This is a genomic window from Collinsella sp. AM16-21 (genome assembly GCF_003471905.1).
Lineage (GTDB): Bacteria > Actinomycetota > Coriobacteriia > Coriobacteriales > Coriobacteriaceae > Collinsella.
This window is the reverse complement of sequence record NZ_QRKJ01000009.1, coordinates 88845-112711: the sequence shown is the minus strand read 5'-3', so window position 1 is coordinate 112711 and position 23867 is coordinate 88845. Positions and strand designations below refer to the sequence as shown.

The window sequence follows — 23867 nt, the reverse complement described above, 5'->3', positions numbered from 1 at the left end:
CGATCGCCACCGCGACCGCCACGGTCGCCACCACGGCCGCCGCGATCGCCAAAGCCGCCGCGACCGCCACGGTCGCCGCCACGGCCGCCGCGATCGTCACGGCCGCCGCGAGGACCGCGGTCCTCGTCCAGGCCCATGGCGACGAGCGGAGCAATAACCTTATCGAGAGCGGCCATCAGCTCGGTGGCCTCCTCGTAAGAAAGCTCGGGCAGGAGCTTCTCCTTCTTGTTGGCAAGCTCGACCAGGCCCTCAGCGGCATCCTCGGCAGCGAAGACGACGATCTTGCGCATATCGCCCTCGGCGTCGTCGATGCGGCCGACCAGATCGGCAGCCTCGGCCTCGGCCATCAGACCATCGAGCTCGCGGAGGCGCATGCCGAGCAGGTCGGACATTTCCTTCTGCTCCATCTTGGGCTTGAGGTCAAGAAGCTTGATGGCGCGCTCGATGTTCGCCATGCGCTCGGCCTTGGCCTCCTCCTCCTTGGAAATAGCAAAGCGACGGCTACGCAGCAGACGGGCGGCCTTCTGCATCTTGTCCATCAGCTCTTCGTCATCGTAATCAACGGCGGCCTCGACAACCTCGGCCTCCTCCTCGGCGGAAACCTCGTCAGCAGCCTCAACCTCGGCAGCTTCGGTCTCCACGGTCTCGACTGCCTCAACCTCGGCAGCCATGGTCTCGTTCTCGGTCTCGTTCATGATCTCTTCGTTCTCAGACATGAGACTCCTTCTTGGCCCTCTCGGGCATCATCGCCCCATTCGCGGGGCCCGTCGCGCACTCTTTGCGCTTTAAACATTCATGCCTCTCGGCAAAACGTCCATTAGTTTATGGTGTCGCCATCCAATCTAGCTGCAGAATCTATGTGCACACATTAATGCGACATGTGCGACTCGCGGCGGGCGTACACCAGCGACACCGCGAACCCAGCCACGGCAATCACGGCCGCCACGCGCACGGCAGCCGCAAATCCGATCGCCTGGGCAACGTCTGCCGCAACGCCAGTGGCGCCGGCAACCGCCGCAGAACTCGAAAGCAGACCGATAAACAGCGATGGACCAAACGACGCGGCAATCATGTTCCACGTGTTGAGCAATGCCGTTCCGTGAGGATGCTCGGCGGCGGGCAGCGTCTCCAAGCCGGCCGTCTGTGAGGGGTTCAGCACCAAACCGACGCCAGCATACACCACAATGGTCAGTGCCACGACGACGCCGATGTTCATGCTTGCCGCTGTCATCGAAATGGCAGTCTGCCCCACAGCAATCAGGGCAAAGCCGACCGGCAGCAGCGGCCATGCGCCACGGGCGTCCATCACGCGTCCGCCCACAATCGAGGTTACGGCGTTGCAGGCAATCGCCGGCAAAATGAGCAAGCCCGCAACAAGAGCGGTCATGCCGTATGCGCCCTCAAAATAGAGCGGCAGCAAAACGCTCATCGAGAACGTCGTCATCATCGACACCACCACAAGCAGGCACGCAGGCCAAAAACGAACGCTTGCCATGGGGCGCACGTTGAGCACCGGATGTCCGAGCTTGAGCTGGCGGACCGCAAACAGGCCAAGCAGCACCACAGCGGCGAAAAGCGTCACGATACCGGTCATCACATTGGTCGAGAACTCGCCTACGGAATACACAAACGCCGTAATGCCGGCCGCAAGCAAAGCAACCGACAGAATATCAAGCGTAGTGTTCGAGCGCTCTCCAACATTTCGAACGAGCTTTGCTGCCGCCGCGGCGACCACGACACCGCCCACCAGCGGCACTACGAACACCGCCCTCCAGCCAAACAACGTGCACATAAGACCACTGACCACAGGTCCAAACGCCGGCCCCAGCGTAATGCAGGCACCGCCCAGACTCAGATACAGACCGAGCTTCTCGCGCGGAGCGCAAGATAGCACCACATTCATCATGAGCGGAAACAAGATGCCCGATCCCGCAGCCTGCAAAATGCGACTTGGCAGCAAGACGGTAAACGTTGGGGCGACCAGGCACAGGACTTCTCCGGCGACCAGGCATCCACATGCGAAAAACAGCAGCTTGCGCGTCGAGAAGCGACCGGAAAGAAAGGCCATGATGGCCGTAAAGATCGACGTCACGATCATGTAGCCCGAAACAAGCCACTGCGCCGTGATGGCACTCACCGAAAAGGCCGCCATGATGTCGTGCAACGCCACGTTAATGATGTTCTCGTTAAACGCGGCAACAAAGGCCGCGATATACATTACGGCGAGAAACGCCGAAGTGGCCGATGGCGCTACTTGAACTTGTTGCTGAGATTTGCTCCCCATGCATTTCCTTCCTCTTGGAACGACAGTCGTATCGCCCCAGAGGAACAGTCCAGGGCAAGGATGAGCCCTAGACTTACGCCAGACGCCGCACGCGACGAGTCTGGCAACATGGTCCAACGTCGAAAGATTGTAACGCGAACGCGCAGCTTTCCTTCCGCGCTATTATTGAAAGTCCACGAAAGCATGAGACATGAGGAGCCCGCCATGATTAAGCCCATCATGAAATCCGAGTTCTTTTTGCGCCTGCCTTCCGAAGACGCCGGCCCAGAAGATGCCGCGACCGGACAGGATCTTCTGGATACGCTCCACGAGCATGAGCACGAGTGCGTGGGCCTCGCCGCCAACATGATCGGCGTGCGCAAACGCATCATCTGCGTAAAGGACGGCAACAGGGCGCTCCTGATGTACAGCCCTCAAATTCTTGAGCAGGTCAATGCCTATCAGACGAGCGAAGGCTGCCTCTCGCTGATCGACGAGCGTCCCTGCACCCGCTATCGCCGCATTAAGGTGAAGTATTTGGACGAGAACTTCGTCCACCGCATCAAAAACTTCTCGGGCTACACCGCCGAGATCATCCAACACGAAATCGACCACTGCAACGGGATTGTTATTTAGACAGCCAGGGTAACGATGCAGGTTGAGCACACGACAGCGAGCGAGCCGCATTTGCGCCAAGGTGACGTGAAATGAGAGGGCGCTGACCTTCTGGTCGCGCCCTCGAAATTGAACGTCAGATTGGCGTGAATGCGGCTCGCGCAGCGTCAAGTGGTCCGCCGTTCGGTAGAACGGCGGAACTAATTAGCTCTGGCGGTAGTGATCGAAGAAGTCGGCGAGGTCTTCGAGCGACTCTTTGAGCACTTCCATGCGCGGCAGGTACACGATGCGGAAGTGGTCAGGCTCAGCCCAGTTGAAGCCGCCGCCGCGCGTGATCAGGATCTTCTTCTCGTGCAGCAGGTCAAGAGCGAACTGCTCGTCATCGGTGATGTTGAACTTTTTAACATCCATCTTGGGGAAGATATAGAACGCCGCACGCGGCTTGACCACCGAGATGCCGTCGATCTTGTTGAGTGCCTCATACACAAAGTTGCGCTGCTCGTAGACACGACCGCCGGGGCGGATGTAGTTGTTAACAGACTGATGGCCGCCGAGCGCCGTCTGGACGATTGACTGAGCCGGCACGTTGGAGCACAGGCGCATGTTCGAGAGCATGTTGATGCCCATAATAAAGTCGCTCATGCAGCGCTGGTTACCCGAAAGCACCATCCAGCCAATACGATAGCCCGCGATCATGTGCGACTTGGAAAGGCCGCTAAAGGTGACGCAGGGCAGGTCGGGAGCGAGCGAGGCAATCGAGACGTGCTCGTAGCCGTCCATGCACAGGCGGTCGTAGATCTCATCGGCAAAAATCATGAGCTGGTGCCTGCGCGCGATCTCAACGATGCCCTCGAGTACCTCGCGCGGATAGACCGAACCCGTGGGGTTGTTGGGGTTGATGATGACGAGGGCCTTGGTCGCGCTCGTGATCTTGGACTCCATATCCTCCAGGTCGGGATACCAATCCGCTTGCTCATCACACAGATAGTGAACGGGATGACCGCCGGCAAGGGTTGCGCACGCCGTCCAGAGCGGATAGTCGGGGCTGGGGATCAGAATCTCGTCGCCATTGTCGAGCAGCGCGTTCATCGAAAGCTGAATGAGTTCGGACACGCCGTTGCCCGTGTAGATGTGCTCCATCTGAACATTGGGCAGGCCCTTGATCTGCGAGTACTGCATGATTGCCTTGCGCGCAGAGAACAGGCCGCGCGAGTTGGAATAGCCTTCGCAGTCGGGCAGCTGCTGGCGCATGTCCTTAATGACCTCATCGGGCGTGCGGAAGCCAAAGGGCGCCGGATTACCGATGTTGAGCTTGAGAATACGCTCGCCCTCGTCCTCCATACGGGCGGCCTCGTCGACGACGGGGCCGCGCACGTCATACAGGACGTTATCGAGCTTGGTGGATTTTGAAAAAGTACGCATGGTGGTGCTCCTTGGAATTTGAGCTGAGGGATGGGGTTCGGGCTTGGGTACGTTGCGAGGCGATGATTCCTCGCCTTGATCGGCGTCACCGGCGAGCAGCCAGGAAACATCGACCTCCAAAATACGAGCGAGCAGCTCTGCCACATCGCGCCGCGGGATCGTCTTGCCGCTCACATATTGGCTCATCTGACTCTTGCCGAGTTTTTTTCCGAGCATCTCCGATGCGCGGATTACGTCCGACTGGCGAACGTCGCGATCGGACATGGTCTGTCGCAGGCGATCGCTAAACGTCTCTTGGGCCATTAGAACCTCCTTGCTGGCAAAGTTCAATTTATAGAACACGAATTGAACCTAAGTTCAATTTAGGCAGCAGTATAGCGCCGTACCTTATTCGGAAGTTCAATTTCACAAGAAAACGTACCGAACTCCGAGATTTGTCCAAGGCGGACAATGACGCGCACGCGTTTAGAGATATTCAAGGAATCGAGCGGCGGCAAGCGAAACGTCAGCCGTGCGATATATCGCGTTGATCTGCCGATGGGGATGTCCCTCGAGCGGACGCACGGCGACATCGAACTGACAGCGGCGCAAGATGAGCGCCGGAAGAATACTCACGCCCAGACCGTCCTCGACCATGGCCATAATCGCATAATCATCCCAGGTCGATAGCTTAGAACGCACCGCCAGACCCGCGCGGCGAAACAGCGGCGTAATCTCGTCGTCGCTACCGCGTTCCAGAAGAATAAACTGCTCGTTGGCCAAATCGGCAAGGGAAACGACCTCCGCGGTGGCAAGCGAGGAGTCCGCTGGCACCACGGCCATCAGCTCGTCTTGCACCAACGGCCGCGACGCCATGCCGGCGCCGCGTGGCTCGCGCGGAATAAAGCCCAGGTCGCAGCGGCCTTCCGCCACCCATTGCTCAATCTCGGAGTAATCACCCATCAGCAGCTCGTAATCGACATCCGGGTGATCAGCGCGAAACCGCGCGATCACCGGCGGCAGTACATGGGTCGCCACACTCGAGAATGTACCGATACAGATCTTGCCACGCATGAGCCCCCGCATCTCGTCCACGCGTCGCTGCAGGCGGCCAAACTCTTCGCATAACGCCTCGACTGCCGGCATGACCTGCCGCCCGTCGGCAGAAAGCACCACGCCCTCGCGGCCGCGATCAAGCACCTTAAAACCCCAGCCTGCCTCAAGGTCGCCCACCATGCGGCTCACGCCCGATTGCGAATACCTCAAGTGCTCGGCGGCGCGCGTAAAACTTCCGGCGCGCACCGTCTCGAGCAGCACCTGCATCTTTTGGATATTTGTTTCCACGGCGCGCCTCCATCCTTGCATGATGTTTTGTCATGTTAACCATGCATTATATTCGCTTTTCTTCTAAAGCAACCTCACCCATAGTGAACATGCAGGGATATGAAAGGGGCGGCTGCGCATGAGCAACGGACTGATTACATATTTAGCAGCACTGTTGTTGTTTGGCTCCAACGGCATCATCGCCGCTGCCATCGCGCTGCCGAGCTCCGATATCGTGCTGCTGCGCACCTTTCTGGGAGCCCTCTCACTTGTCATCATCCTCGCCATCACCCAACGCCATAAGCTGCATGCGCTTTCTCGTCCCCGCGAAGCCGCGGCCCTGATCCTCTCGGGAGCAGCGCTGGGCGCCAGCTGGATTTTTCTGTTCCGCGCCTACCAGACGATCGGCGTCGGCGTATCCTCGCTGCTGTACTACTGCGGCCCCATCATTGTCATGGCACTCTCCCCGCTCATCTTTGACGAAAAGCTGACCGGCGGCAAAATCGCTGGCTTCATCGCCGTTGCTTGCGGTGCTTTTCTCATTGCAGCGCAAGGTCTAGGCGGCAATATGCCCATTGCTGGTATCGCCTGCGGAATCGCCTCGGCCTTCTGCTATGCGCTGATGGTCATCGCTAGCAAGGGTGCGCCACACATCGAAGGCCTCGAAAACTCCACGCTCCAGGTGAGCGCCGCCTTTGTGACCGCGCTGGTCCTCACGCTCATCACGCAGGGTGCCCCCTCATTCCTGTCCGCCGGCGTCGCCGCTGGTATTGATTGGCGCGCCGTCGCCATGCTCGGCATTGTCAACACCGGCATCGGTTGCCTGCTCTACTTTAGTGCTGTCGCCAAGCTGCCCGTCCAGACCGTCGCGGTCGTCGGCTATCTCGAGCCTCTTTCGGCGGTCGTGTTCTCCGTTGCCCTTTTGGGCGAAGCCATAACGCCGGTCCGTCTGATGGGCGCCGCGCTTATCATCGGCGGCGCGATTTTTTGCGAACTCGCTGGCAAGCGCGCAAGCGCCAAGGCCGGTATCGCCCAGACAGTACGCGCTTAAAAGCTCCTGTTTTGAAATGCTACCCGCGTACATGAATAATCCCCAGATGGGGATTATTGTCTAAAACACCCCGATGTGCCAAACTGCTCTTATATGTATAAAGATGGCATAAAGGTCCACTGCTCTTTGCAGAGGCCAGATGTCTAAGGGAGTCCACGTGGCACACAACAAACTGGAGGCAAGCCTCCAAGGCCAGCACGGGCAGGGCGGGCATGGAGCCATCCCCCTTTCCGCTGGCATGCTGCTCGTAACGCTCGGCGTCGTCTACGGAGACATCGGCACGAGCCCCATGTACACCATGAAATCAATTGTCGCCAACAACGGCGGCATCGGTACCGTCAGCGAGGACATGATCTTAGGCGCGCTTTCGCTCGTCATCTGGACCATGACGCTCGTGACCACGGTCAAGTACGTGCTGATCGCCATGAAGGCCGATAACCACAACGAAGGCGGCATCTTCGCCCTGTTCAGCCTCGTACGCAAGGTGGCACCATGGCTGATTCTTCCCGCCATGATCGGCGGTGCGGCACTACTCGCCGACGGCATCCTCACCCCCGCGGTCACGGTCACCACAGCCATTGAGGGCCTGCGCACTATCGAGTGGGGCCATGCACTGCTGGGCGACGGCCAGACCAACGTCATCATCATTACCATCATCATTATCTGCGGCCTATTTGCCATGCAGCGCGCCGGCACCTCGTCAATCGGCAAGCTCTTCGGCCCGCTCATGACACTATGGTTCCTGTTCTTGGCAGGCGCCGGCCTGTTCAACATGCTCGGCAACCCGTCCATCCTACGTGCGCTCAACCCCATCCGCGGCATCATGTTCCTGTTCTCGCCCATCAACCACTCGGGCATCATGGTGCTCGGCTTCGTCTTCCTGTCGACGACCGGCGCCGAGGCGCTCTACTCGGACATGGGTCATGTGGGCAAGGCCAACATCTACGCATCCTGGCCGTTCGTAAAGGCGGCCCTCATCCTTAACTATCTGGGCCAGGGAGCTTGGCTGCTCGCCAACAATTCCAATCCCCAGATGCTCGCGATGGATATCGTCAACCCGTTCTATATGATGCTTCCCGAGCCCCTGCGCCCCTTTGCCATCGTGCTTTCGGCCGTAGCGGCCATCATCGCCTCGCAGGCGCTCATCACCGGCTCGTTCTCGCTGGTATCCGAGGCAACCCGTCTCAACCTTATGCCGCACCTGCGCATCCACTACCCCAGCGACACCAAGGGCCAGCTCTATATTCCGCTCGTCAACAACATCATGTGGGTCGGCTGCATCTTCATCGTGCTGCTGTTCCAAAACTCCGAGCGCATGGAGAGCGCCTACGGCCTCGCCATTACCGTGACCATGCTCATGACCACGACGCTTTTGACGAGCTACATCGCCGGCATCCTCAAGCACAAGCTGGGTGCCTGCGTCTTCGCTCTGCTCTTTGGTGTCATTGAACTATGCTTCTTCGCCTCGTGCCTCACCATGTTCTTTGACGGCGGCTACGTCATGATCTTCCTGGCGGCACTGCTGTTCGGCCTTATGTATGTGTGGCGTCGCGGCACCGCCATCGAGCGCACGCAGACGATCCTGCTGCCCGTCTCCAAGTACATCGATCAGCTCAACCGTCTGCGCAACGACGAGACCTACCCCGTGCTCGCCGACAACCTGGTGTTCCTCACCAACAGCCCCGACCCGCTCACGCTCGACCGCGACGTGCTCTACTCCATCTTGGATAAGCATCCCAAGCGCGCCAAGGCATATTGGTTCATCAACGTACACGTTACCGATGAGCCCTATACGCACGAGTATTCCGTCGAGACCTTTGGCACGGACTTTTTGTTCCGCGTGCGCCTGGACCTGGGCTTTAAGGTCAACCAGCGCATCAACGCCTACCTGCGCCAGATTGTTGGCGACCTGATGGCATCGGGCGAGCTACCGCCGCAGCACCACACCTATTCCATCTACGAAACACGCGGCAACGTGGGCGACTTCCGTTTTTGCATGCTGCGCAAGATGCTTGCCCCCGAAACAGACATCAACCGCAACGACCGCCGCGTGATGGCCATCAAGTACGCCGTCCGTCGCGCCTGCGGAAGCCCGGCACGTTGGTACGGTCTTGAGAACTCGGCCATCATCATCGAGTACGTGCCCCTCTTTGCCCGCATGCGCCCGGCGGTCAAACTCGTACGCACCCATGTGCCGCTCGAGATCCAGATCGAGGAAGCCGAGGAAATGGAAGTCGACATCTTCTCGGACGACCTGGTCAACGGCAACGAAGCCGGCAGGAACATGAACGTCGACCCCACCGAGTTGCTCGAGAGCGTCGCCGATACGCCCGAACAGCAACAGCTCGACGGCCTCGAGAGCGAACAACTCAACGACGCCAACTTCTAGCGACGTCGCGCATCGACGACAGCGGCCCTGCACCTCACAGGAGATGCAGGGCCGCTTTGCATTGCAGTAAAGCTATCGGCTACGAACGACGCGGCTCGGGAACCACGAGCCTATCGGGGCTCGCGCCCTCGGCATCCATCAGACTCACGTAGCGAATCGACGGATCCCCATACATCGCGTAGTAATAATTGCCCGTGTGCGCGCTAAAGCATCCGGTATAGATGGTCTTCTCGAACTTGCCATCGCCCATCCTGGACGCTCCCTCAATCATCACCACGCCCTCGAGTGAACGGAACATGCGGACGACGTTTTCGGTCTCGCTCTCCTTTTGCGGGTAATTGGCATTGAGGTACGCCGCCTTTACAAAACGGCTCGGCGAATAGCAGTCACCCGGAATACCGCGCATGCCGGCACCCGCGCCATAGGGCTTGAGCTCGGCGCCACGCCATGTCGCCGTCTGCGGAAAATCGCTGGTGGCGGTGATATAGGTGCGCAGGTTTTCCATATGCCACGGGAAAGTCGGCTGGTTGGCAAGGGTATCGACCGGGTCGTCGTATACATGCAGGCCGTCGGCCATCATCTCGACCACGATACTGCGCTGGCTGTCGCCGATAATCCAATGGAGCAGCGACACGCCCAGGCCCTCGCCGGCAGATTTGGCGACAATCACCGTATCGCGCAGTGCAGCCTCGGCCTCGTCGACCGTCGAGAACGTCGCCGCCACCCACAGGGGAAACTCGTAGGCCGCGATATTGTTCTTGCCGTCAACCGGACCCTCGGCATACTCGGCATAGCCGGGAAAGTTGAGTCCCGCCACAGCCAGACCTGCATCGTTACCGCAGTCGAAAAACATGGGATAGTTCTTGTAATCGATGCACATACCGATCACCGCGTGTGCCGCCGACGCATCGTCGATAAACGAATACGGAATGTGAAACCCGCGCGGCATCACGCGAACCTGTTGGCCGTAGTCAAAGCTCCAGTCGAGGTTGCGGCCCAGATACATGTGGCCGGAATTATCGGTAAATCGAATGCTCGTACACATAGCGCCTCCTAGCTTTACGTTCTTGCTAATTTCATTGTCTCCAAACAAAAAGGCGCTAAACACAAAAGCCCGGACATGACAACAATGTCACGCCCGGACCAAAAACGACGAAGTGCGGTGCTGTGGTCGCCCTAGACAAGCTTGCCAAGACAGTGATCGATCATATGCTGGATCATCTGCGCCTCGAAGCCCACAAAGTCCTGCTTGCGCTCGCGCATCTTGCCGTCGACGATCTGGTCAAAGGCAACCTTGCACTTGATATAGCGCGTGGACTTGGTGACCTCCTCGTGCGTCAGGCAGCTCTCCTCCATCTTGCTGGCACCCAGGCCAAACACCAGACGGGGGTTGTAGAGCACGTGGGGCTCGCCGGCGTCGTCCAGGTAGACGCAAACCTTCTTGGTAACGCCAATCTGGTTAGCGGCAAGGCAGCCGGCATCGTCGAGCGACTTGATGGTATCGATCAGGTCCTGAGCAACCGACTCGTCCTCGACGGTCGCAACCTCGCAACGCTGGGACAGGATAGCCTCGTCGTGGCAAAGCTCTTTAATCATACGTTCCTCCATAGGGGTCGTTGTAACCGCTTAAGTATACGGTACCTACACAATTTCATGCGAAAGATACCGCCCGTCCGTTACAAACCGCCGAACATCAACATGTGAGGAACACCAACTTCACAAAGGCGATATAGTGGGTGGGTTCGTGTCAATCGGCCTAAACTCGGGGCCGAACAAGGAAAGGGTATGCATGGACGAACTTTTTCACGCCAGTGAGCGCAAGTCCACAATCGGGACCGAACTTCGCGCTGGACTGACAACATTCCTGGCGATGGCCTACATCATCGCCGTCAACCCCGCAGTGCTCTCGGGCGCCGGCATCGATGCGGGAGCGCTCGCCTGCGCCACTTGCCTGGGCGCCGGCATCATGACCATCTGCATGGGCATCTTCGCCAACCGTCCGCTCGCATGCGCGTCGGGCCTGGGCATCAACGCCATGATTGCGGGCATCACCACCACCATGTGCGGCGGTGACTGGCACGTGGCCATGAGCGTCATCTTCCTCGAGGGTGTCGTCATCTTGCTGCTCGTCCTTTGCGGCCTGCGCGAGGCCATTATGGACGCCATCCCCGTGGTTCTGCGCCACGCTATCTCGGTGGGCCTGGGTCTGTTCATCGCCATGATCGGCCTGTGCGACGCCGGCATTATCACCGCTGGCGCCGGCACACTCGTCGGTCTGGGCGACATCACCTCCCCCACCTTTATCGTCGGCATCATCTCCATCGTCGTGACGGTTGCCCTGGCCTCCCGCAACGTGCCGGGCTCGCTGCTCATCGGTATCATCGTCGCCGTTATCGCCGGCATCCCGCTGGGCGTCACCCACGCCCCCGAGGGCCTCATCGCCCCGCTCGATTTCTCGACCTTTGGCGCTCCGTTTGCCAGCACCGCCGACGGCAACATGGCCATCGTAAAGGTCCTGACCGACCCGATGCTGCTCGTCGTGGCCTTCTCGCTGCTCATGAGTGACTTCTTCGATACCATGGGCACCGCGATGGCCGTCGCCAAGCAGGGCGAGTTCCTGACCGAGGACGGCAATGTCGAGGACATCCGCCCCATCCTGGTCGTTGACTCCGTGGCCGCCGCTGCCGGTGGCTTTATGGGCGTCTCCTCCATCACCACCTTCGTCGAGTCCACCTCTGGCGCCGCCGACGGTGGCCGCACGGGCCTCACCTCCGTCACGACCGGCGTGCTGTTTATCCTCGCCGCGTTCTTCTCCCCCGTCGTCTCCATCGTTTCCAGCGCCGCCACCTGCGGTGCCCTGGTCTATGTCGGCTACCTCATGATGAGCGAGGCCTCCGAGATCGACTGGTCCGACGTGTCGCAGGGCTTCCCGGCGTTCATGATTGTCGCCGGCGTGCCCTTCACCTACTCCATCTCTGCCGGCATTGGCCTGGGCTTTATCGCCTATGTGGTCGTCGCGCTCTTTAAGGGCGAGGCCTCCAAGATCAAGCCGCTCATGTGGATCGCAGCCCTCGCCTTCCTCGTCTACTTCTTTGTAGCGTAAGGGCAAGATTCACAATACCAAACACCAAAGCGCGGAGTCGCATCGAGCGGCTCCGTGCTTTTCTTTTCAAGTCAGGCATCGCACGGACGCGCGATGTATTGCTTCCCAAGTTTTGGACATTTTGCCCTCCAAACGGCACTACCGCCGGCTACATCCTGCAGATATGCTGGGCGTAATCGCATAGGCCCTATGAGGATGGGAGTAACCATGGCCGCCCTGTTCACGACCCCCAAGCGCAATGACAAAACCTCTGGAGCCCATTTTGTCGAGCCCGACGTGCGCCGTCGCACGCTGCTCGCACACGGCAGCTGGCGCCGCGTGACACGCCGCATCGTTGTAGGCGCCGTATGCGCGCTTACGGTGAGCTCTCTGCTCATGCCGAGCGTCTCGCTCGCGGCGGAGTGGATTGATGTTGGCGGCACCCAGTACAACGCCGGCACTGCGGCGGGCGACGGCGCCGGCACCTGGAGCTGGGACGGCGCCGACGACATGAAGCTCATCAACTATAACGGCGGTGAGATCAAGGCTGCAGGCAAGCTCAACATTGCCTACGAGGGCAGGAACACCGTGAAAACCGAGCCTGATTACACCGGAGCCGCCATCAAGACGCAGGACGGCACTAGCCAGAAAGCAGAGTTGAACATAACGAGCTCGAATAGCACGGATGAGCTCAATGTGACAGCCGAGGCCGATGCAATTAAATCAACAGGCGACCTCTCCATTTCTGGCCCAGGCACTGTGAACACCACAAGCACTGCTTCCGACGGAATTGAGGCAAAGGGCGATCTCTCTATCACGGGCTCGGGCACCGTGAATGCAACGGGCGGTACCGAAGGCATCCAATCCAAGGGCAAGACCACCATCGATTCCTCTGGCACAGTGATCGCTAAAGGAGGCGAAGGTTACGGCGTCGCCGCGGGCAGTGACCTGATCATCAAAGGCGGTGGCAAGGTAGAAGCAAGCTCGATAGAAGAAGCGGCGATTTGGGCTGACGGCAACATCGACATCTCGGGCGGCAGCCAGGTCAAGGCAAGCTCCCAGGGAGATCTTGCCGTCGACGCTGAGGGTAGTCTCGCGGTCACGAACGCCTCCCTTGACGCAAGCGGTGTTGAATATGGTGTCTATGCCTACAAGGGCGTTACGCTCGATCATGCGACCGTGACGGTCCGCACAAGCGCGAGCGGCGGCCAGGCCATCGCCCTCATCACTGATGGGGACGACATCGTCATCAAGAATGGTTCCATCGTGGACGCGTTCGCAGAAGGCAAATTCTCGGTTGCAATCTCTACCAGAAACCACCAGCCAAACGTCGCTGGCGGCCACATCTACATCAGCGACTCCGTTGTTAAGGCTATAGCCCGCTATGTCGAGACCGGTGGCGATGGCCCCGATCACTACAGCAACGACCAAAGCGGCGAGGTCATCCCTGAGCCTAGGGGTCTGAACATCGGTATCTTCGCCCAGACCTACGAGGGCATCACGCCCGCGAGTATCTCGATCGTCCGCAGCAAGCTCACGGCCGAGGGAGACACGGCGGCGATCTTCGCCCTTGCCATGAGCGCGGACGGCAAGGCAATCGGCACCATCGAAATCGAAGGCTCCACCATCCTGACGCCTGAAGGCGGCAAGGTCATTGACTATCGCAACAAAGAAGGGCTCAGCAACGGCGGCATCTACGAAGCGGGTCAAACCATCGGCACGGGCGACGCCACGATCGACTCCCCCTATGACGCCGCTGTCGCCAAGAGCACGGTCATCGCGCCTCCCGAGGAGATCGAACCCGAGGAGAAGCCAGGCGAGACCAAGCCCGAGGGTTCCAAGTCCGAGGGCACGAAGACGACCAAGACCGTTGCAGTTGCAGCCACGGGAGCCAAGACCGCCGGCAAACTCGCGGCAACCGGCGACGCCTCGAGCGCAGCCATCGTGGCAGCCGCCCTTGCGGGAACAGCCGCCATCGCCGCGGGCGCCGTGGTGAGCCGCAAGCGCTCGTAAACACTTTTTCGCACAGGACGAGTGGATCGCGGCCCTTGCCTTCCTCGTCTACTTCTTCGTAGCGTAAGGGCAAGGCTGCAAAAGCTGAACAATAAAGCGCGGAGTCGCCATGCGGCCCCGCGCTTTTCTTTTAGCGCCGGTCCCTGCGCCGGCGTGCGGCCTATTTCTCCCCCATTTTGGCCATTTTGCCCTCCAAACGGCACTACCGCCGGCAACATCCAGCAGATACGCTGAATCTAGTCGTATAGGCCCTATGAGAACGGGAGCAACCATGGCAGCCTTGTTCACGACCCCCAAACGCAATGGCACTACCGCCGGAACCCATGTTGCCGAACCCGACGTTCGCCGTCGCATAGGACTCGCGCACGGCAGCTGGCGCCGCGTGACGCGCCGCATCGTCGCGCGCGCCGTGTGCGCGCTCACGGTGAGCTCGCTGCTCATGCCGAGCGTCTCGCTCGCAGCGGAATGGGTCAAGGTCGGCGGCAACAAGTACAACACCGCGGCGAGCGACGAGGCCGGTACCTGGTCGTGGGACGGCGCCGACGACTTGAAGCTCAACAACTATAACGGCGGCGAGATCCAGGCCGCAGGCAAGCTCAACGTGAATTACTCGGGAAACAACATCGTCACTGCCGACTGGATCGAAGGCATCAAGGCTTCTCATGGCACTAACGAGAATGCCGAGCTCAATATCCAAGGCGACGCGGGCAGCACGCTCAGCGTGACATCTACTGAGGACGCTATCCTCTCCACGGGTAATATCAACATCGACGGAGCCGGATCCGTCAACGCCACGAGCACTGGGTTTGATGCCATCAATGCCGGGGGTGATCTCGCTATCAAAGGTTCGGGCAACGTCAACGCCACGGGTGCATCGGATGGCATCAGGGCAAACGGCAATATCACGATTGACGACAGCGGAGTCGTCACCGCCAGGGCTACCGAGGACAAGGGTATTGGGACCGGCAAGAACCTCACCATCAAGGGCGGCGGGACGGTCGAGGCAAGCTCCGAGAAAGACGCTGCCGTCGAGGCCAAGGGCAGCCTCGCAGCCACAAACGCCTCCCTCAACGTAAACGGTGTTGAATATGGCGTCTATGCCCACAAGGGCATCACCCTCGATCATGCAAACGTGACGGTCCGTGCAGGTAAAGGCAGATACGGTGGCGCCATCGCCCTCTTCACCTACCAGGACGACATCGTCGTCAAGAACGGCTCCACCGTGGACGCGTTTGCGGAAGGTGAGGTTTCGGCTGCATTCTCCACCAGAAACAATCGACCCAACGGGAAGGGTGGCCACATCTACATCAGCGACTCCGTTGTCAAGGCCATAGCCCGCTATGTCGAGAACGGCGACGGCCCCACCCCCTACAGCGAAAACCAAGATGGCGAGACGAGCCCCGAGCCCCAAGGCGAGAACATCGGCATCATCGCCCAGACCAGCGAGGGCGTCACACCCGCAGTCATCTCGATCATCCGCAGCAAGGTAACGGCCGAAGGAGATACAGCGGCAATCTTTGCCCGTGCCATGAGCGCTGACGGCAAGACAATCGGCACCATCAAGATTGAGAACGCCGCCATCCAGACGCCCGAAGGCGGCAAGGTCATTGACTATCGCAAGCTCCGTAACGGCATCTACGAGGCAGGCCAAGCCATCGGCACGGGCGACGCCACGGTCGACTCCCTCTATATCAAAGCAGTCGCCAAAAGCACGACCATCGCACCTCCCGAGGTAGCCAAGCCGGAAGACCCCAAGCCCGACGAGACCAAGCCCGCAGAAAGCAAGCCCGCGGAGTCCAAGCAGAACCCCAAGCCTGAGGACTCAAAGCCGACCAAGGCCGTTGCGGCTTCAACCACGAAAGCCAAGACTACCGGCGTGCTCGCGGCAACCGGCGACGCCTCGAGCGCAGCCATCGTGGCAGCCGCCTTTGCGGGAACAGCCGCCATCGTCACAGGCGCCGTGCTGAGCCGCAAGCGCTCGTAGACGCCTTTGGCCTTTAACGCACGGGACGGCACCCACAGAAGTGCCAGCCTGCACGCCGTTTAGCAACGCCACCGCCGAGCTCCCCTCCAGCGGTGGCGTTTTCCGTTTGCGTCCGCGCGGCGCGCGCGAATGTTCTTGATGCTGCCCAACTGGTATACGCTGACGTGCGACAATTGGGGCTGCCAATGTCACAACGCCGAGAGAAGCCCGTCATGGAAGCGCATCAAAAGCAGATAACCGTTTATTCGAATCATACGGAAAGCGCACCTGTCATCTACCTTCCTGTGGTCGTGGGCGACGGCGGCGAGGTGTATGAGTGTTGCCGAGAGCTCGATTGCCCACCCTTCACCCTTATCGCCATTGGCGGCCTCGACTGGAATCGCGAGCTGAGTCCCTGGGCATGCGACGGGACTGTACGCGATTCCGAGCCCTTTGATGGGCAGGCGTCCGGGTTTCTCGATGAGCTGCTGAATCAGATAATCCCCCAGGTCGAGCCGTCGCTTTCTCGGCCGCCCACCTGGCGCGGCGTTGCTGGCTACTCGCTGGCGGGTCTCTTTTCGCTTTGGGCCCTCTGGCAAACCGATGCCTTTGACCGCGCCGCAAGCGCGTCGGGGTCCCTGTGGTTTCCCGAATTTGTCGATCGCGCCAGCACGGCGCCATTTGCCGGCAGCCCGCAAGCCGTCTATCTGTCACTCGGCAAAAAGGAAACCAAGACGCCCAACCGCATGATGCGGCACGTACTCGACGATACGCGCGCGATGGAAGAGCTGTTTATTGAGCGCTACATTCCAACAACGCTGGAGCTCAACCCCGGCAATCACTTTGCCCAAACCGACTTGCGCATGGCCCGCGGCATCCACTGGATACTGACGCATTAAAAATGGTGCCCACGCGCATATGCGCATGGGCACCATATCTTGTTTTAGCTGAACGCAACTGCTACTCAGCAGCCTCCTCGAGTTCGGAGACGTCAAACTCAAAGTCGTTGCCGGGCAGAATGGCATTGAGCACGATGCCCACCAGCGATCCCACGGCAAGACCCGAAAGCGAAATCGTCACGCCGCCCAACTCCAACACGATGGCGCCGGCGGTGCTGTAGGCAATGCCGAGTGAGAGCACAAGCACCAGCGCGGCCACCAGCACGTTGCGGTTGTTCTGGAAATCGACCTGGTTCTCGATGAGGTTGCGTACGCCCACGGCACTGATCATGCCGTAGAGCACGAGCGACACGCCGCCGATAACGCATGCCGGCATGGCGGCGATGACCGCGGCGAACTTGGGGCAGAACGAAAGCACGATGGCGCAGCACGCGGCAATGCGAATCACGCGCGGGTCGAACACACGCGTAAGCGCAAGCACGCCGGTGTTCTCGCCATACGTGGTGTTGGCCGGAGCGCCAAAGAGCGAAGCCAGAATCGTGGCAAGGCCGTCGCCGAGCAGCGTGCGATGCAGACCGGGATCGGCAATATAGTTGCGCTCGCAGGTGGAGCCAATAGCGGAAATATCACCGATATGCTCGATCATGGTCGCGAAAGCCAGCGGCATGATGGTGATGATGGCCGTCGTGGCAAGACCGCTATCGAACTGCGGGCCAAAGAGCGCAAACACGGTGTTGTCCCACACGATGGGCAGACCGACCCACGGAGCGGCGGCAACGCCCGAGAAATCAACCTCGCCGAGCGCAGTCGCAACGGCATAGCTCACCACAACGCCCAGCAAAATCGGCACGATCTTGACCATGCCGCGGCCCCAAATATTGCAGATGACGATCACAGCCACGGCGACAACGGCAACAAGCCAATTGGTCTGGCAGTTGGCAATAGCGGAGCTCGCCAGGATCAGACCGATCGAAATGACGATGGGGCCAGTCACCACCGGTGGGAAGAAGCGCATGACGCGCTTGGCGCCAAACGCGCGGAAGAGTGCCGCCAGCACCGGGTAGAGCAAGCCGGCGCAGGCTACGCCCAGGCAGGCGTAGGGCAAAAGCTCGGCCTCGCCGTTGGGCGCGATGGCGGCATAGCCGGCAATAAAGGCAAACGATGAGCCTAAGAATGCCGGCACCTTACCGCGCGACAGGAAGTGAAAGAGCAGCGTGCCCAAGCCTGCAAACAAAAGCGTTGCCGAAACCGAGAGACCGGTGAGCACAGGCACCAACACCGTGGCGCCAAACATGGCAAACAGATGCTGCAGACCGAGCAGGAACATGCGCGGGCGGCCGAGCGACGATGCGTCGTAGATGGCATCGCTGACGGCGGGCGTCGAGGATTGGGACATGGATGTCCTTTCGAATGGAAGGGCGCTCGGGCATAGCGGATAACCTGCCCGAACGATACGATCCGAACCATTGTACGCGATACGCCACGTCTCGCACGCGCCGCCACCTGCAAACGCTAGCGCTATTTCCAAACGCGCTCGGCAATGCGCCTAACCAGCGCAATCTTTGCCCACTGCTCGTCCTCGGTCAGCTTGTTGCCGATCTCGCAGCTGGCAAAGCCACACTGCGGAGACAGATACAGGTTCTCGAGCGGCACGTACTTTGCCGCCTCGCGGATGCGCTCGACGATGGCATCCCCGTCCTCAAGCTCTGCGGCCTTGGTGGTCACCAGGCCCAACACGACCTTCTTGCCAGGGGCAACATACTTCAGCGGCTCAAAACCGCCGGCGCGCGGCGTATCGAACTCCAGGTAAAATGCGTCGACATCCTCATGTGCAAACAGGTACGGTGCGATGGGGTCATAGCCGCCCTCGAAGGCATAGGTAGAGTGGTAGTTACCACGGCACACGTGCGTGTTAATGACCAGGTCGTCGGGCTTGCCCTCGATGGCGGCGTTGTTGAGCGCCACGCCCAGCTCGCTCACCTTTTGCAGGTCGACCGGGCTCATGCCGGTTTTGGCGACAAAATCGGTATCGCAGTAGATACCCCAGGTGCAGTCATCAAACTGGATGTTGCGACAGCCCGCGGCATACAGGTCGGCAATCACGGTGCGGTATGCTACGGCGATGGCATCGGCGAGCTCCTCGTCGGTCTTATAGACAGCGCGCAGGCTCTCCTGCTGGCCATCGCAGCGGTCGAGCGTAACCTCCGAGAACGTCTGGATCGGCGCCGGAATGGTCTGACGCGCAACCTGACCCTCCCCCTCGAGTGCCTTGACAAATTTAAAGTGCTCGACGAACGGATGGTTCTCGCCGCTGATGGGGCCGGTTACCACGGCGGTGTCAGCCGTGGTCTCCTCGTCGTGGAACATATAGCCCGTACGCGAGGTACGGCGTTCAATGCCGTTGAGCCCCCACATAAAGTCGAGGTGCCAGTAACTGCGGCGAAACTCGCCATCGGTAATCACCTGCAGGCCAGCGGCCTTTTGCTTGTCCACCAGATCGCGAATAGCCTCATCCTCGACGGCCTTAAGCCCCTCGGCATCAAGCGTGCCTGCCGCATAGGCAGCGCGGGCATCCTTTACGGCCTGCGGACGAAGAAAGCTGCCGACGATATCAGCGCGAAACGGCGCGTTCGGTTGAATTGAAGTGCTCATAGATATCTCCCTTTGCATTGGTTGCTTTACTGGGACAGAGTATGAGCGCTCATATAGCCATCGTAAAATATACGTTTATAACAGTTTGATATAGATGCTTCCTATATCAGTTGGGACTGCCATAAAGAGATTTGACCCGTGCAGGACGCAGTAGTCTAGATATGCTGACGGATCGCGTCGATATAGGCTTGACCGTAGCGCGTAAGCGTCGTGTTCTTGCGCGTGATGATGCCGATCTCCATGTACTCATCCACATCGAGCGGAATCGAGATAATGCCGGGGCCGTTGAGCTCGTGGCTGATCACGCCCGAGCATACCGTGTAGCCGTTGAGGCCCATGGCCAAATTGAACAGCGTCGCACGGTCGCGCACGCGGATATTCTTGCGGCGCTCAAACGTCGAGGTCAGCTCCTCGGAATAGTAAAACGAGTTGTAACTGCCCTGCTCGTAGGACAGGAACGGGTAGTCTTCCAAGTCCTCGAGCGTCACGCTGGAGCGGGCCGCCAGCGGATGGTCGGCACAGACGAAGACATGCGGCGTGGCGCAGAAGAGCCCTTCGAACACGAGCTCGTTGGCTGCCAGCATGCGCTCGATGACCTCGCGATTATGCTCGGACAGATACAGGATACCGAGTTCGCTTTTCATGTGCGCGACGTCCTCGATAATCTCGTGGGTTTGCTCCTCGCGCAGGGTAAAGTCGTAGCGCGCGGCATCGAACTCACGGATCACATCAACAAACGCGTTGACGGCAAAGGAATAATGCTGGCAGCTCACACTAAAGTGCGGCACCTGCTCGGACGCGCCCTTGTACTTGCCTTCGAGCAGATCCGCCTGGTCGAGCACCTGGCGTGCGTAGCCCAAGAAGGTCTCGCCCTCCTCGGACACAATGACACCCTTGTTGGTGCGCTCAAAGATGTGCACACCCATCTCGTTTTCGAGATCGCGGATCGACGCGGTAATCGAAGGCTGCGACACAAAGAGCCGGCGCGAGGCTTCGGTAATGCTGCCGCATTCGGCAACTTTGACGACATACCTGAGCTGCTGAAGCTTCATAGCGCCCTCCCTAGACGTTCGTGACGCCAAGACCCGCCGCGTCCATCTGACGCATAAACGGCGGCATCTCCCCCGTCGCGGCGCAGGCGGCAATCTGATGCAGAGCCCCGGCAACCGCATCGTCTGCCGCAGCGCCGATATGCCAGCGCGCGGCAGCCGTGACGGCCTCGTTGGCATTGGCGACTGCAACGGAGTTGGGGACGGCACCGATCATGGGCAGGTCGTTATCGGAATCGCCAAATACGGCCACCTCGTCGGACGTCAGGTCCAAAGCGCGCGCCAGCTCCAGCGCAGCGCAACCCTTGTCCCAACCTGCTGGAAGAATGTCGAACAGGCGCACACGATTGTTGGGAAACACGAGCGAGAGTTCCGGCACCTCGGCGGCAACGCGCTCGCGTAGCTCCGCGAGCTCCTCACGCGAACGAGCACTCCAGATATTCGCCTTGAACACCGGCGCATCATCGACGACAGGACGGCACGGGGCCTCTTCGCCCTTGAGCCATGCGTTGCCGCCCGACTCCATGGCGCGGCGCACACGCTCGGGGTCGCTCGTTACACAATAGGCATCGTTATTCCAAAAGTCATCGCCCAGGCTGTAGACCTTCAGATACGTATCGTCGGTCTGTTGCTCTAAGTAGTCAGCCAAGCGCATAAGGGCGGCGTTATCGGTCGCATGCGAGGCTACCACCTCGCCGTCCACAAACATGACCTGGCCGTTGCAGAACGCGCCGGTCGAGAAGCACTCGGCGCGATTGCGGAACATCCAGCCCATCGCGGAGGGTTGGCGACCCGAAACCGGGCCAAAGTGCAGACCCGCCGCCTGCATGGCATGAATGCCCTCGATGGCGTAGTCGCTGGCGCCGTCATGCCCGGCTGGAATCAGCGTATCGTCCATATCGGTCAGCACAAGTTTAATCATAAGGCCCCCTCGGTCATTCTTAATCCCGTCTATTGTACCGATGCGCTAGTATAGGGAACAACAGATTCGATGCGGGAGTGCCGGCGGTGCAAACCACAAGGCTGAGAGGGCATGGGGCCCAATCCTTTGAACCTGTCAGTTAATGCTGGCGTAGGGAGCATGCCGCCTTTACAGGGGCGCTGTCTATGCACAGCGCCCCTTTTCTATGCCAAGGAGGCATGTGCAGTGATTGATTCGGAAAAGCTTAAGCAACGTATGGTCAAGGCCGTAGAGGAGATTCGAGCCACCAATCCGATGGCCGGCTCCATCACCAACACGGTGACGATCGACTTTGTCGCCAACGCGCAGCTCGCCGTGGGCGGATCGGCCGCCATGGTCTATCTGCCAGACGAGGGCGAGGCACTCGTTGCCGGCGGCGGTGCCATCTATCTCAACATGGGCACGCTCTTCCCCATCTACGAGCAGACGATTCCCCGCGCGGCCAAGGCGGCCCACGATGCCGGCAAGCCCTGGGTGCTCGATCCGGTGGGCTTGGGCATCGGCAGCCTGCGCACCCAGCTGGTAGGCGAACTCAAGCAGTACAAACCCGCCATCGTGCGCGGCAACGCCTCCGAGATCATTGCGCTCGCCGGCCTGTGGGGCCTTGAGGGCGAAGCGGCCGATCTGAGCCGCGTGCGCGGCGTCGATACCACCGACACGGTAGACGCCGCCCGCGATGCCGCCGTGGCGCTCGCCCGCTACACCGGCGGCGCCGTAGTGGTCTCGGGCGAAGTCGACCTGATTACCGACGGCACGACCGTGGCCAAGTCCCACGGCGGCAGCCCACTCATGTCCAAGATCACCGGCTGCGGCTGCTCGCAGGGCGGCGTGCTGGCCGTGTACGCCTGCGCCGCCGACCCGTTTACGGCAGCCATCTGTGGCACCGCCGTCTACAACGTTGCCGGCACGCGTGCCGCCGCCGTCGCCGATGCCCCGGCAAGCTTTAAGGTCGCCTTTATCGATGAACTCTACCGCGCGACCGCCCAAGACATCGCCGATAACCGACTCGAACTCGAGGAGGCATAAACCATGTCCGAACCCGCAACCAATACCGGCATGAACACGCTCGTCGCTGTAGCCATCGCCCCGTGCGGCACCGGCGATGAACTGTCCGCCGAGGTCGCTGAAGTCGTGCGCGTCATTCGCGAGAGCGGCCTTCCCAACCGCACCACCTCGATGTTCACCGAAATCGAGGGCGACTGGGACGAGGTTATGCAGGTCGTGCGCGACGCGACCTTTGTGTTGGCGAGCAAGGGCATCCGCACCGAAGTCGTGCTCAAAGCCGATATTCGACCCGGATTTACCGACACCATGACCGGCAAACTCGAGCGCATGGAAGCGCAGATCAAAAAGCAGGAGGAAGCACGATGAGCATCCGCGACAACCTTGATATCTCGGCTTATCTGGTACTCGGCCCCGAAAACACGCTCGGACGCCCCGTGGGCGATGTGGTGGCCCAGGCACTCGACGCAGGCTTTACCTGCATTCAGGTGCGCTCCAAGGTGGCAAGCGCCCGCGAGATCATCGCACTGACGGGCGATGCCGCGCAGGCCATCGCTCAGGCCGGCAAAACCGGGCAGGTCGCGCTGCTGATCGACGACCGCCTTGACTGCGTACTTGCCGCACGCGAGCAGGGTATTGCCGTCGACGGCGTGCACGTGGGCCAGAGCGATATCCCCGTGGAGGTCTGCCGCAAGCTCCTGGGGCCCGACGCCATCGTGGGTCTTTCGGCCCGCTGCGAGGAGATGCTCGAGTACGTCAAGACCGCCGACATGAGCCTGGTCGATTACCTGGGCATCGGCCCGCTCCACGAGACCGAAACCAAGCGCGACTGCGGACGTGCGGCCGACGGCTCCATCATCACCAAGAGCTTTGAGGACCTGGCTGCCCTCCATGCGGCAAGCCCCGTGCCCATCGTGGTGGGCGGTGGCGTCAAAACGGCCGACCTGCCGCAGCTCAAGACTACCGGCGTCGATGGCTTCTTTGTGGTGAGCGCCGTCTGCAGTGCCGACGACCCCTACGCCGCCGCCAAGGAGCTTGTCGATACCTGGCAGCAGGCATAGGTATAGGCCGAGCAGCTGATTCGCAGCCTCATATCTTCAGCAATGGAAAGCGCATCCCAGTTTGGACCTCCATTCCGGGATGCGCTTTCCGTATAGAGAGCCAGCGGGAAACTGCGTCCCAGTCTGAACGCATATTCCGGGAT

20 protein-coding genes and 1 riboswitch are annotated in these 23867 nt (G+C 60.2%); of the genes, 10 read left to right on the top strand and 10 right to left on the bottom strand.

All coding sequences use genetic code 11. From position 1 onward, the window contains the following. A partial coding sequence (locus DW180_RS06595) for a hypothetical protein (RefSeq protein ID WP_118238082.1) occupies positions 1–716 on the bottom strand: 716 nt, incomplete at its 3' end. A gap of 152 nt (positions 717–868) precedes the next feature. Next, positions 869–2284, bottom strand: coding sequence for an MFS transporter (locus tag DW180_RS06590; protein ID WP_118238080.1), 1416 nt, complete (start codon positions 2282–2284; stop codon positions 869–871). A 204-nt stretch (positions 2285–2488) separates the two neighbouring features. On the opposite strand from DW180_RS06590, the gene DW180_RS06585 reads away from it, so the two are divergent. After that, positions 2489–2899: a peptide deformylase gene (locus DW180_RS06585; protein ID WP_118238078.1), complete on the top strand. Its 411-nt coding sequence runs from the start codon at positions 2489–2491 to the stop codon at positions 2897–2899. A gap of 183 nt (positions 2900–3082) precedes the next feature. Here the strand turns inward: DW180_RS06585 and DW180_RS06580 are convergent, their stop codons facing one another. Next, entirely contained in the window at positions 3083–4603 is a 1521-nt protein-coding gene (locus tag DW180_RS06580; protein WP_118238076.1) for an aminotransferase class I/II-fold pyridoxal phosphate-dependent enzyme, read from the bottom strand. Between the two features lie 162 nt (positions 4604–4765). Continuing rightward, positions 4766–5623, bottom strand: coding sequence for a LysR family transcriptional regulator (locus DW180_RS06575; protein ID WP_233545208.1), 858 nt, complete (start codon positions 5621–5623; stop codon positions 4766–4768). 118 nt (positions 5624–5741) lie between these two features. Between DW180_RS06575 and DW180_RS06570 the strand changes: the two genes are divergently transcribed. After that, positions 5742–6653 (top strand): DMT family transporter, encoded by a 912-nt coding sequence (locus DW180_RS06570; protein ID WP_118238072.1) that lies wholly within the window; start codon positions 5742–5744, stop codon positions 6651–6653. 139 nt (positions 6654–6792) lie between these two features. Next, positions 6793–9042 carry a KUP/HAK/KT family potassium transporter gene (locus DW180_RS06565; protein WP_118238070.1) on the top strand — a complete coding sequence of 750 codons (2250 nt, stop codon included), beginning with the start codon at positions 6793–6795 and terminating at the stop codon, positions 9040–9042. 79 nt (positions 9043–9121) lie between these two features. Here DW180_RS06565 and bsh read toward each other — a convergent pair whose 3' ends face one another. Together bsh and DW180_RS06555 are read right to left on the bottom strand one after the other, a co-directional pair. Then, positions 9122–10087 (bottom strand): choloylglycine hydrolase, encoded by a 966-nt coding sequence (bsh, locus tag DW180_RS06560; RefSeq protein ID WP_118238068.1) that lies wholly within the window; start codon positions 10085–10087, stop codon positions 9122–9124. Positions 10088–10218: 131 nt separating this feature from the next. Continuing rightward, positions 10219–10638 carry a peptide deformylase gene (locus DW180_RS06555; protein ID WP_055250721.1) on the bottom strand — a complete coding sequence of 140 codons (420 nt, stop codon included), beginning with the start codon at positions 10636–10638 and terminating at the stop codon, positions 10219–10221. Between the two features lie 193 nt (positions 10639–10831). Here DW180_RS06555 and DW180_RS06550 point away from each other — a divergent pair, with 193 nt between their 5' ends. The 4 genes from DW180_RS06550 to DW180_RS06535 all read left to right on the top strand — a co-directional run bounded on the left by DW180_RS06550 (position 10832) and on the right by DW180_RS06535 (position 16999). Further along, the gene (locus tag DW180_RS06550; protein ID WP_118238066.1) at positions 10832–12145 is read left to right on the top strand and encodes an NCS2 family permease; all 1314 of its coding nucleotides are present in this window, start codon (positions 10832–10834) and stop codon (positions 12143–12145) included. Positions 12146–12352: 207 nt separating this feature from the next. Beyond that, positions 12353–14137: a hypothetical protein gene (locus DW180_RS06545; protein ID WP_118238064.1), complete on the top strand. Its 1785-nt coding sequence runs from the start codon at positions 12353–12355 to the stop codon at positions 14135–14137. 271 nt (positions 14138–14408) lie between these two features. Continuing rightward, positions 14409–16121, top strand: coding sequence for a hypothetical protein (locus DW180_RS06540; protein WP_118238062.1), 1713 nt, complete (start codon positions 14409–14411; stop codon positions 16119–16121). 212 nt (positions 16122–16333) lie between these two features. After that, on the top strand, positions 16334–16999 hold the full coding sequence (locus DW180_RS06535; protein WP_158570956.1) for an alpha/beta hydrolase: 666 nt from the start codon (positions 16334–16336) through the stop codon (positions 16997–16999). A gap of 61 nt (positions 17000–17060) precedes the next feature. On the opposite strand, the gene DW180_RS06530 is transcribed toward DW180_RS06535, so the two are convergent. From DW180_RS06530 to DW180_RS06515, 4 genes are all read right to left on the bottom strand, one after another. After that, positions 17061–18395, bottom strand: coding sequence for a uracil-xanthine permease family protein (locus tag DW180_RS06530; RefSeq protein ID WP_118238058.1), 1335 nt, complete (start codon positions 18393–18395; stop codon positions 17061–17063). A 122-nt stretch (positions 18396–18517) separates the two neighbouring features. Then, the gene (locus DW180_RS06525) at positions 18518–19651 is read right to left on the bottom strand and encodes a 5-methyltetrahydropteroyltriglutamate--homocysteine S-methyltransferase (protein WP_233545206.1); all 1134 of its coding nucleotides are present in this window, start codon (positions 19649–19651) and stop codon (positions 18518–18520) included. A 155-nt stretch (positions 19652–19806) separates the two neighbouring features. Beyond that, a complete protein-coding gene (locus DW180_RS06520; protein ID WP_117803760.1) occupies positions 19807–20703 on the bottom strand; it encodes a LysR family transcriptional regulator in 897 nt (298 codons plus the stop codon). A gap of 10 nt (positions 20704–20713) precedes the next feature. Then, positions 20714–21622 (bottom strand): HAD-IIB family hydrolase, encoded by a 909-nt coding sequence (locus tag DW180_RS06515; protein WP_118238054.1) that lies wholly within the window; start codon positions 21620–21622, stop codon positions 20714–20716. Positions 21623–21685: 63 nt separating this feature from the next. Beyond that, positions 21686–21796: riboswitch (TPP riboswitch) on the top strand. A 51-nt stretch (positions 21797–21847) separates the two neighbouring features. On the opposite strand from DW180_RS06515, the gene thiM reads away from it, so the two are divergent. Genes thiM through DW180_RS06500 form a run of 3 tightly spaced genes read left to right on the top strand, consistent with a single transcriptional unit; the run spans position 21848 to position 23724 of the window. After that, complete coding sequence (gene thiM, locus DW180_RS06510; protein ID WP_118238053.1) at positions 21848–22687, top strand: hydroxyethylthiazole kinase; 840 nt, start codon at positions 21848–21850, stop codon at positions 22685–22687. 3 nt (positions 22688–22690) lie between these two features. After that, positions 22691–23032 (top strand): thiamine-binding protein, encoded by a 342-nt coding sequence (locus tag DW180_RS06505; protein ID WP_022093950.1) that lies wholly within the window; start codon positions 22691–22693, stop codon positions 23030–23032. Further along, positions 23029–23724, top strand: coding sequence for a thiamine phosphate synthase (locus DW180_RS06500; RefSeq protein WP_118238051.1), 696 nt, complete (start codon positions 23029–23031; stop codon positions 23722–23724). Before DW180_RS06505 ends, DW180_RS06500 begins: the two co-directional genes overlap by 4 nt. Positions 23725–23867: the final 143 nt, after the last annotated feature.

Excerpts from the sequence above, each read along its gene's own strand:
- DW180_RS06515 (WP_118238054.1), bottom strand. The coding sequence starts at position 21,622 with ATGATTAAACTTGTGCTGACCGATATGGACGATACGCTGATTCCAGCC.
- DW180_RS06525 (WP_233545206.1), bottom strand. The coding sequence starts at position 19,651 with ATGAGCACTTCAATTCAACCGAACGCGCCGTTTCGCGCTGATATCGTC.
- DW180_RS06565 (WP_118238070.1), top strand. The coding sequence starts at position 6,793 with ATGTCTAAGGGAGTCCACGTGGCACACAACAAACTGGAGGCAAGCCTC.
- DW180_RS06500 (WP_118238051.1), top strand. The coding sequence starts at position 23,029 with ATGAGCATCCGCGACAACCTTGATATCTCGGCTTATCTGGTACTCGGC.
- bsh (WP_118238068.1), bottom strand. The coding sequence starts at position 10,087 with ATGTGTACGAGCATTCGATTTACCGATAATTCCGGCCACATGTATCTG.
- DW180_RS06520 (WP_117803760.1), bottom strand. The coding sequence starts at position 20,703 with ATGAAGCTTCAGCAGCTCAGGTATGTCGTCAAAGTTGCCGAATGCGGC.
- DW180_RS06550 (WP_118238066.1), top strand. The coding sequence starts at position 10,832 with ATGGACGAACTTTTTCACGCCAGTGAGCGCAAGTCCACAATCGGGACC.
- DW180_RS06505 (WP_022093950.1), top strand. The coding sequence starts at position 22,691 with ATGTCCGAACCCGCAACCAATACCGGCATGAACACGCTCGTCGCTGTA.
- DW180_RS06545 (WP_118238064.1), top strand. The coding sequence starts at position 12,353 with ATGGCCGCCCTGTTCACGACCCCCAAGCGCAATGACAAAACCTCTGGA.
- DW180_RS06535 (WP_158570956.1), top strand. The coding sequence starts at position 16,334 with ATGGAAGCGCATCAAAAGCAGATAACCGTTTATTCGAATCATACGGAA.
- DW180_RS06570 (WP_118238072.1), top strand. The coding sequence starts at position 5,742 with ATGAGCAACGGACTGATTACATATTTAGCAGCACTGTTGTTGTTTGGC.
- DW180_RS06580 (WP_118238076.1), bottom strand. The coding sequence starts at position 4,603 with ATGGCCCAAGAGACGTTTAGCGATCGCCTGCGACAGACCATGTCCGAT.
- DW180_RS06530 (WP_118238058.1), bottom strand. The coding sequence starts at position 18,395 with ATGTCCCAATCCTCGACGCCCGCCGTCAGCGATGCCATCTACGACGCA.
- DW180_RS06555 (WP_055250721.1), bottom strand. The coding sequence starts at position 10,638 with ATGATTAAAGAGCTTTGCCACGACGAGGCTATCCTGTCCCAGCGTTGC.
- DW180_RS06590 (WP_118238080.1), bottom strand. The coding sequence starts at position 2,284 with ATGGGGAGCAAATCTCAGCAACAAGTTCAAGTAGCGCCATCGGCCACT.
- DW180_RS06585 (WP_118238078.1), top strand. The coding sequence starts at position 2,489 with ATGATTAAGCCCATCATGAAATCCGAGTTCTTTTTGCGCCTGCCTTCC.
- DW180_RS06540 (WP_118238062.1), top strand. The coding sequence starts at position 14,409 with ATGGCAGCCTTGTTCACGACCCCCAAACGCAATGGCACTACCGCCGGA.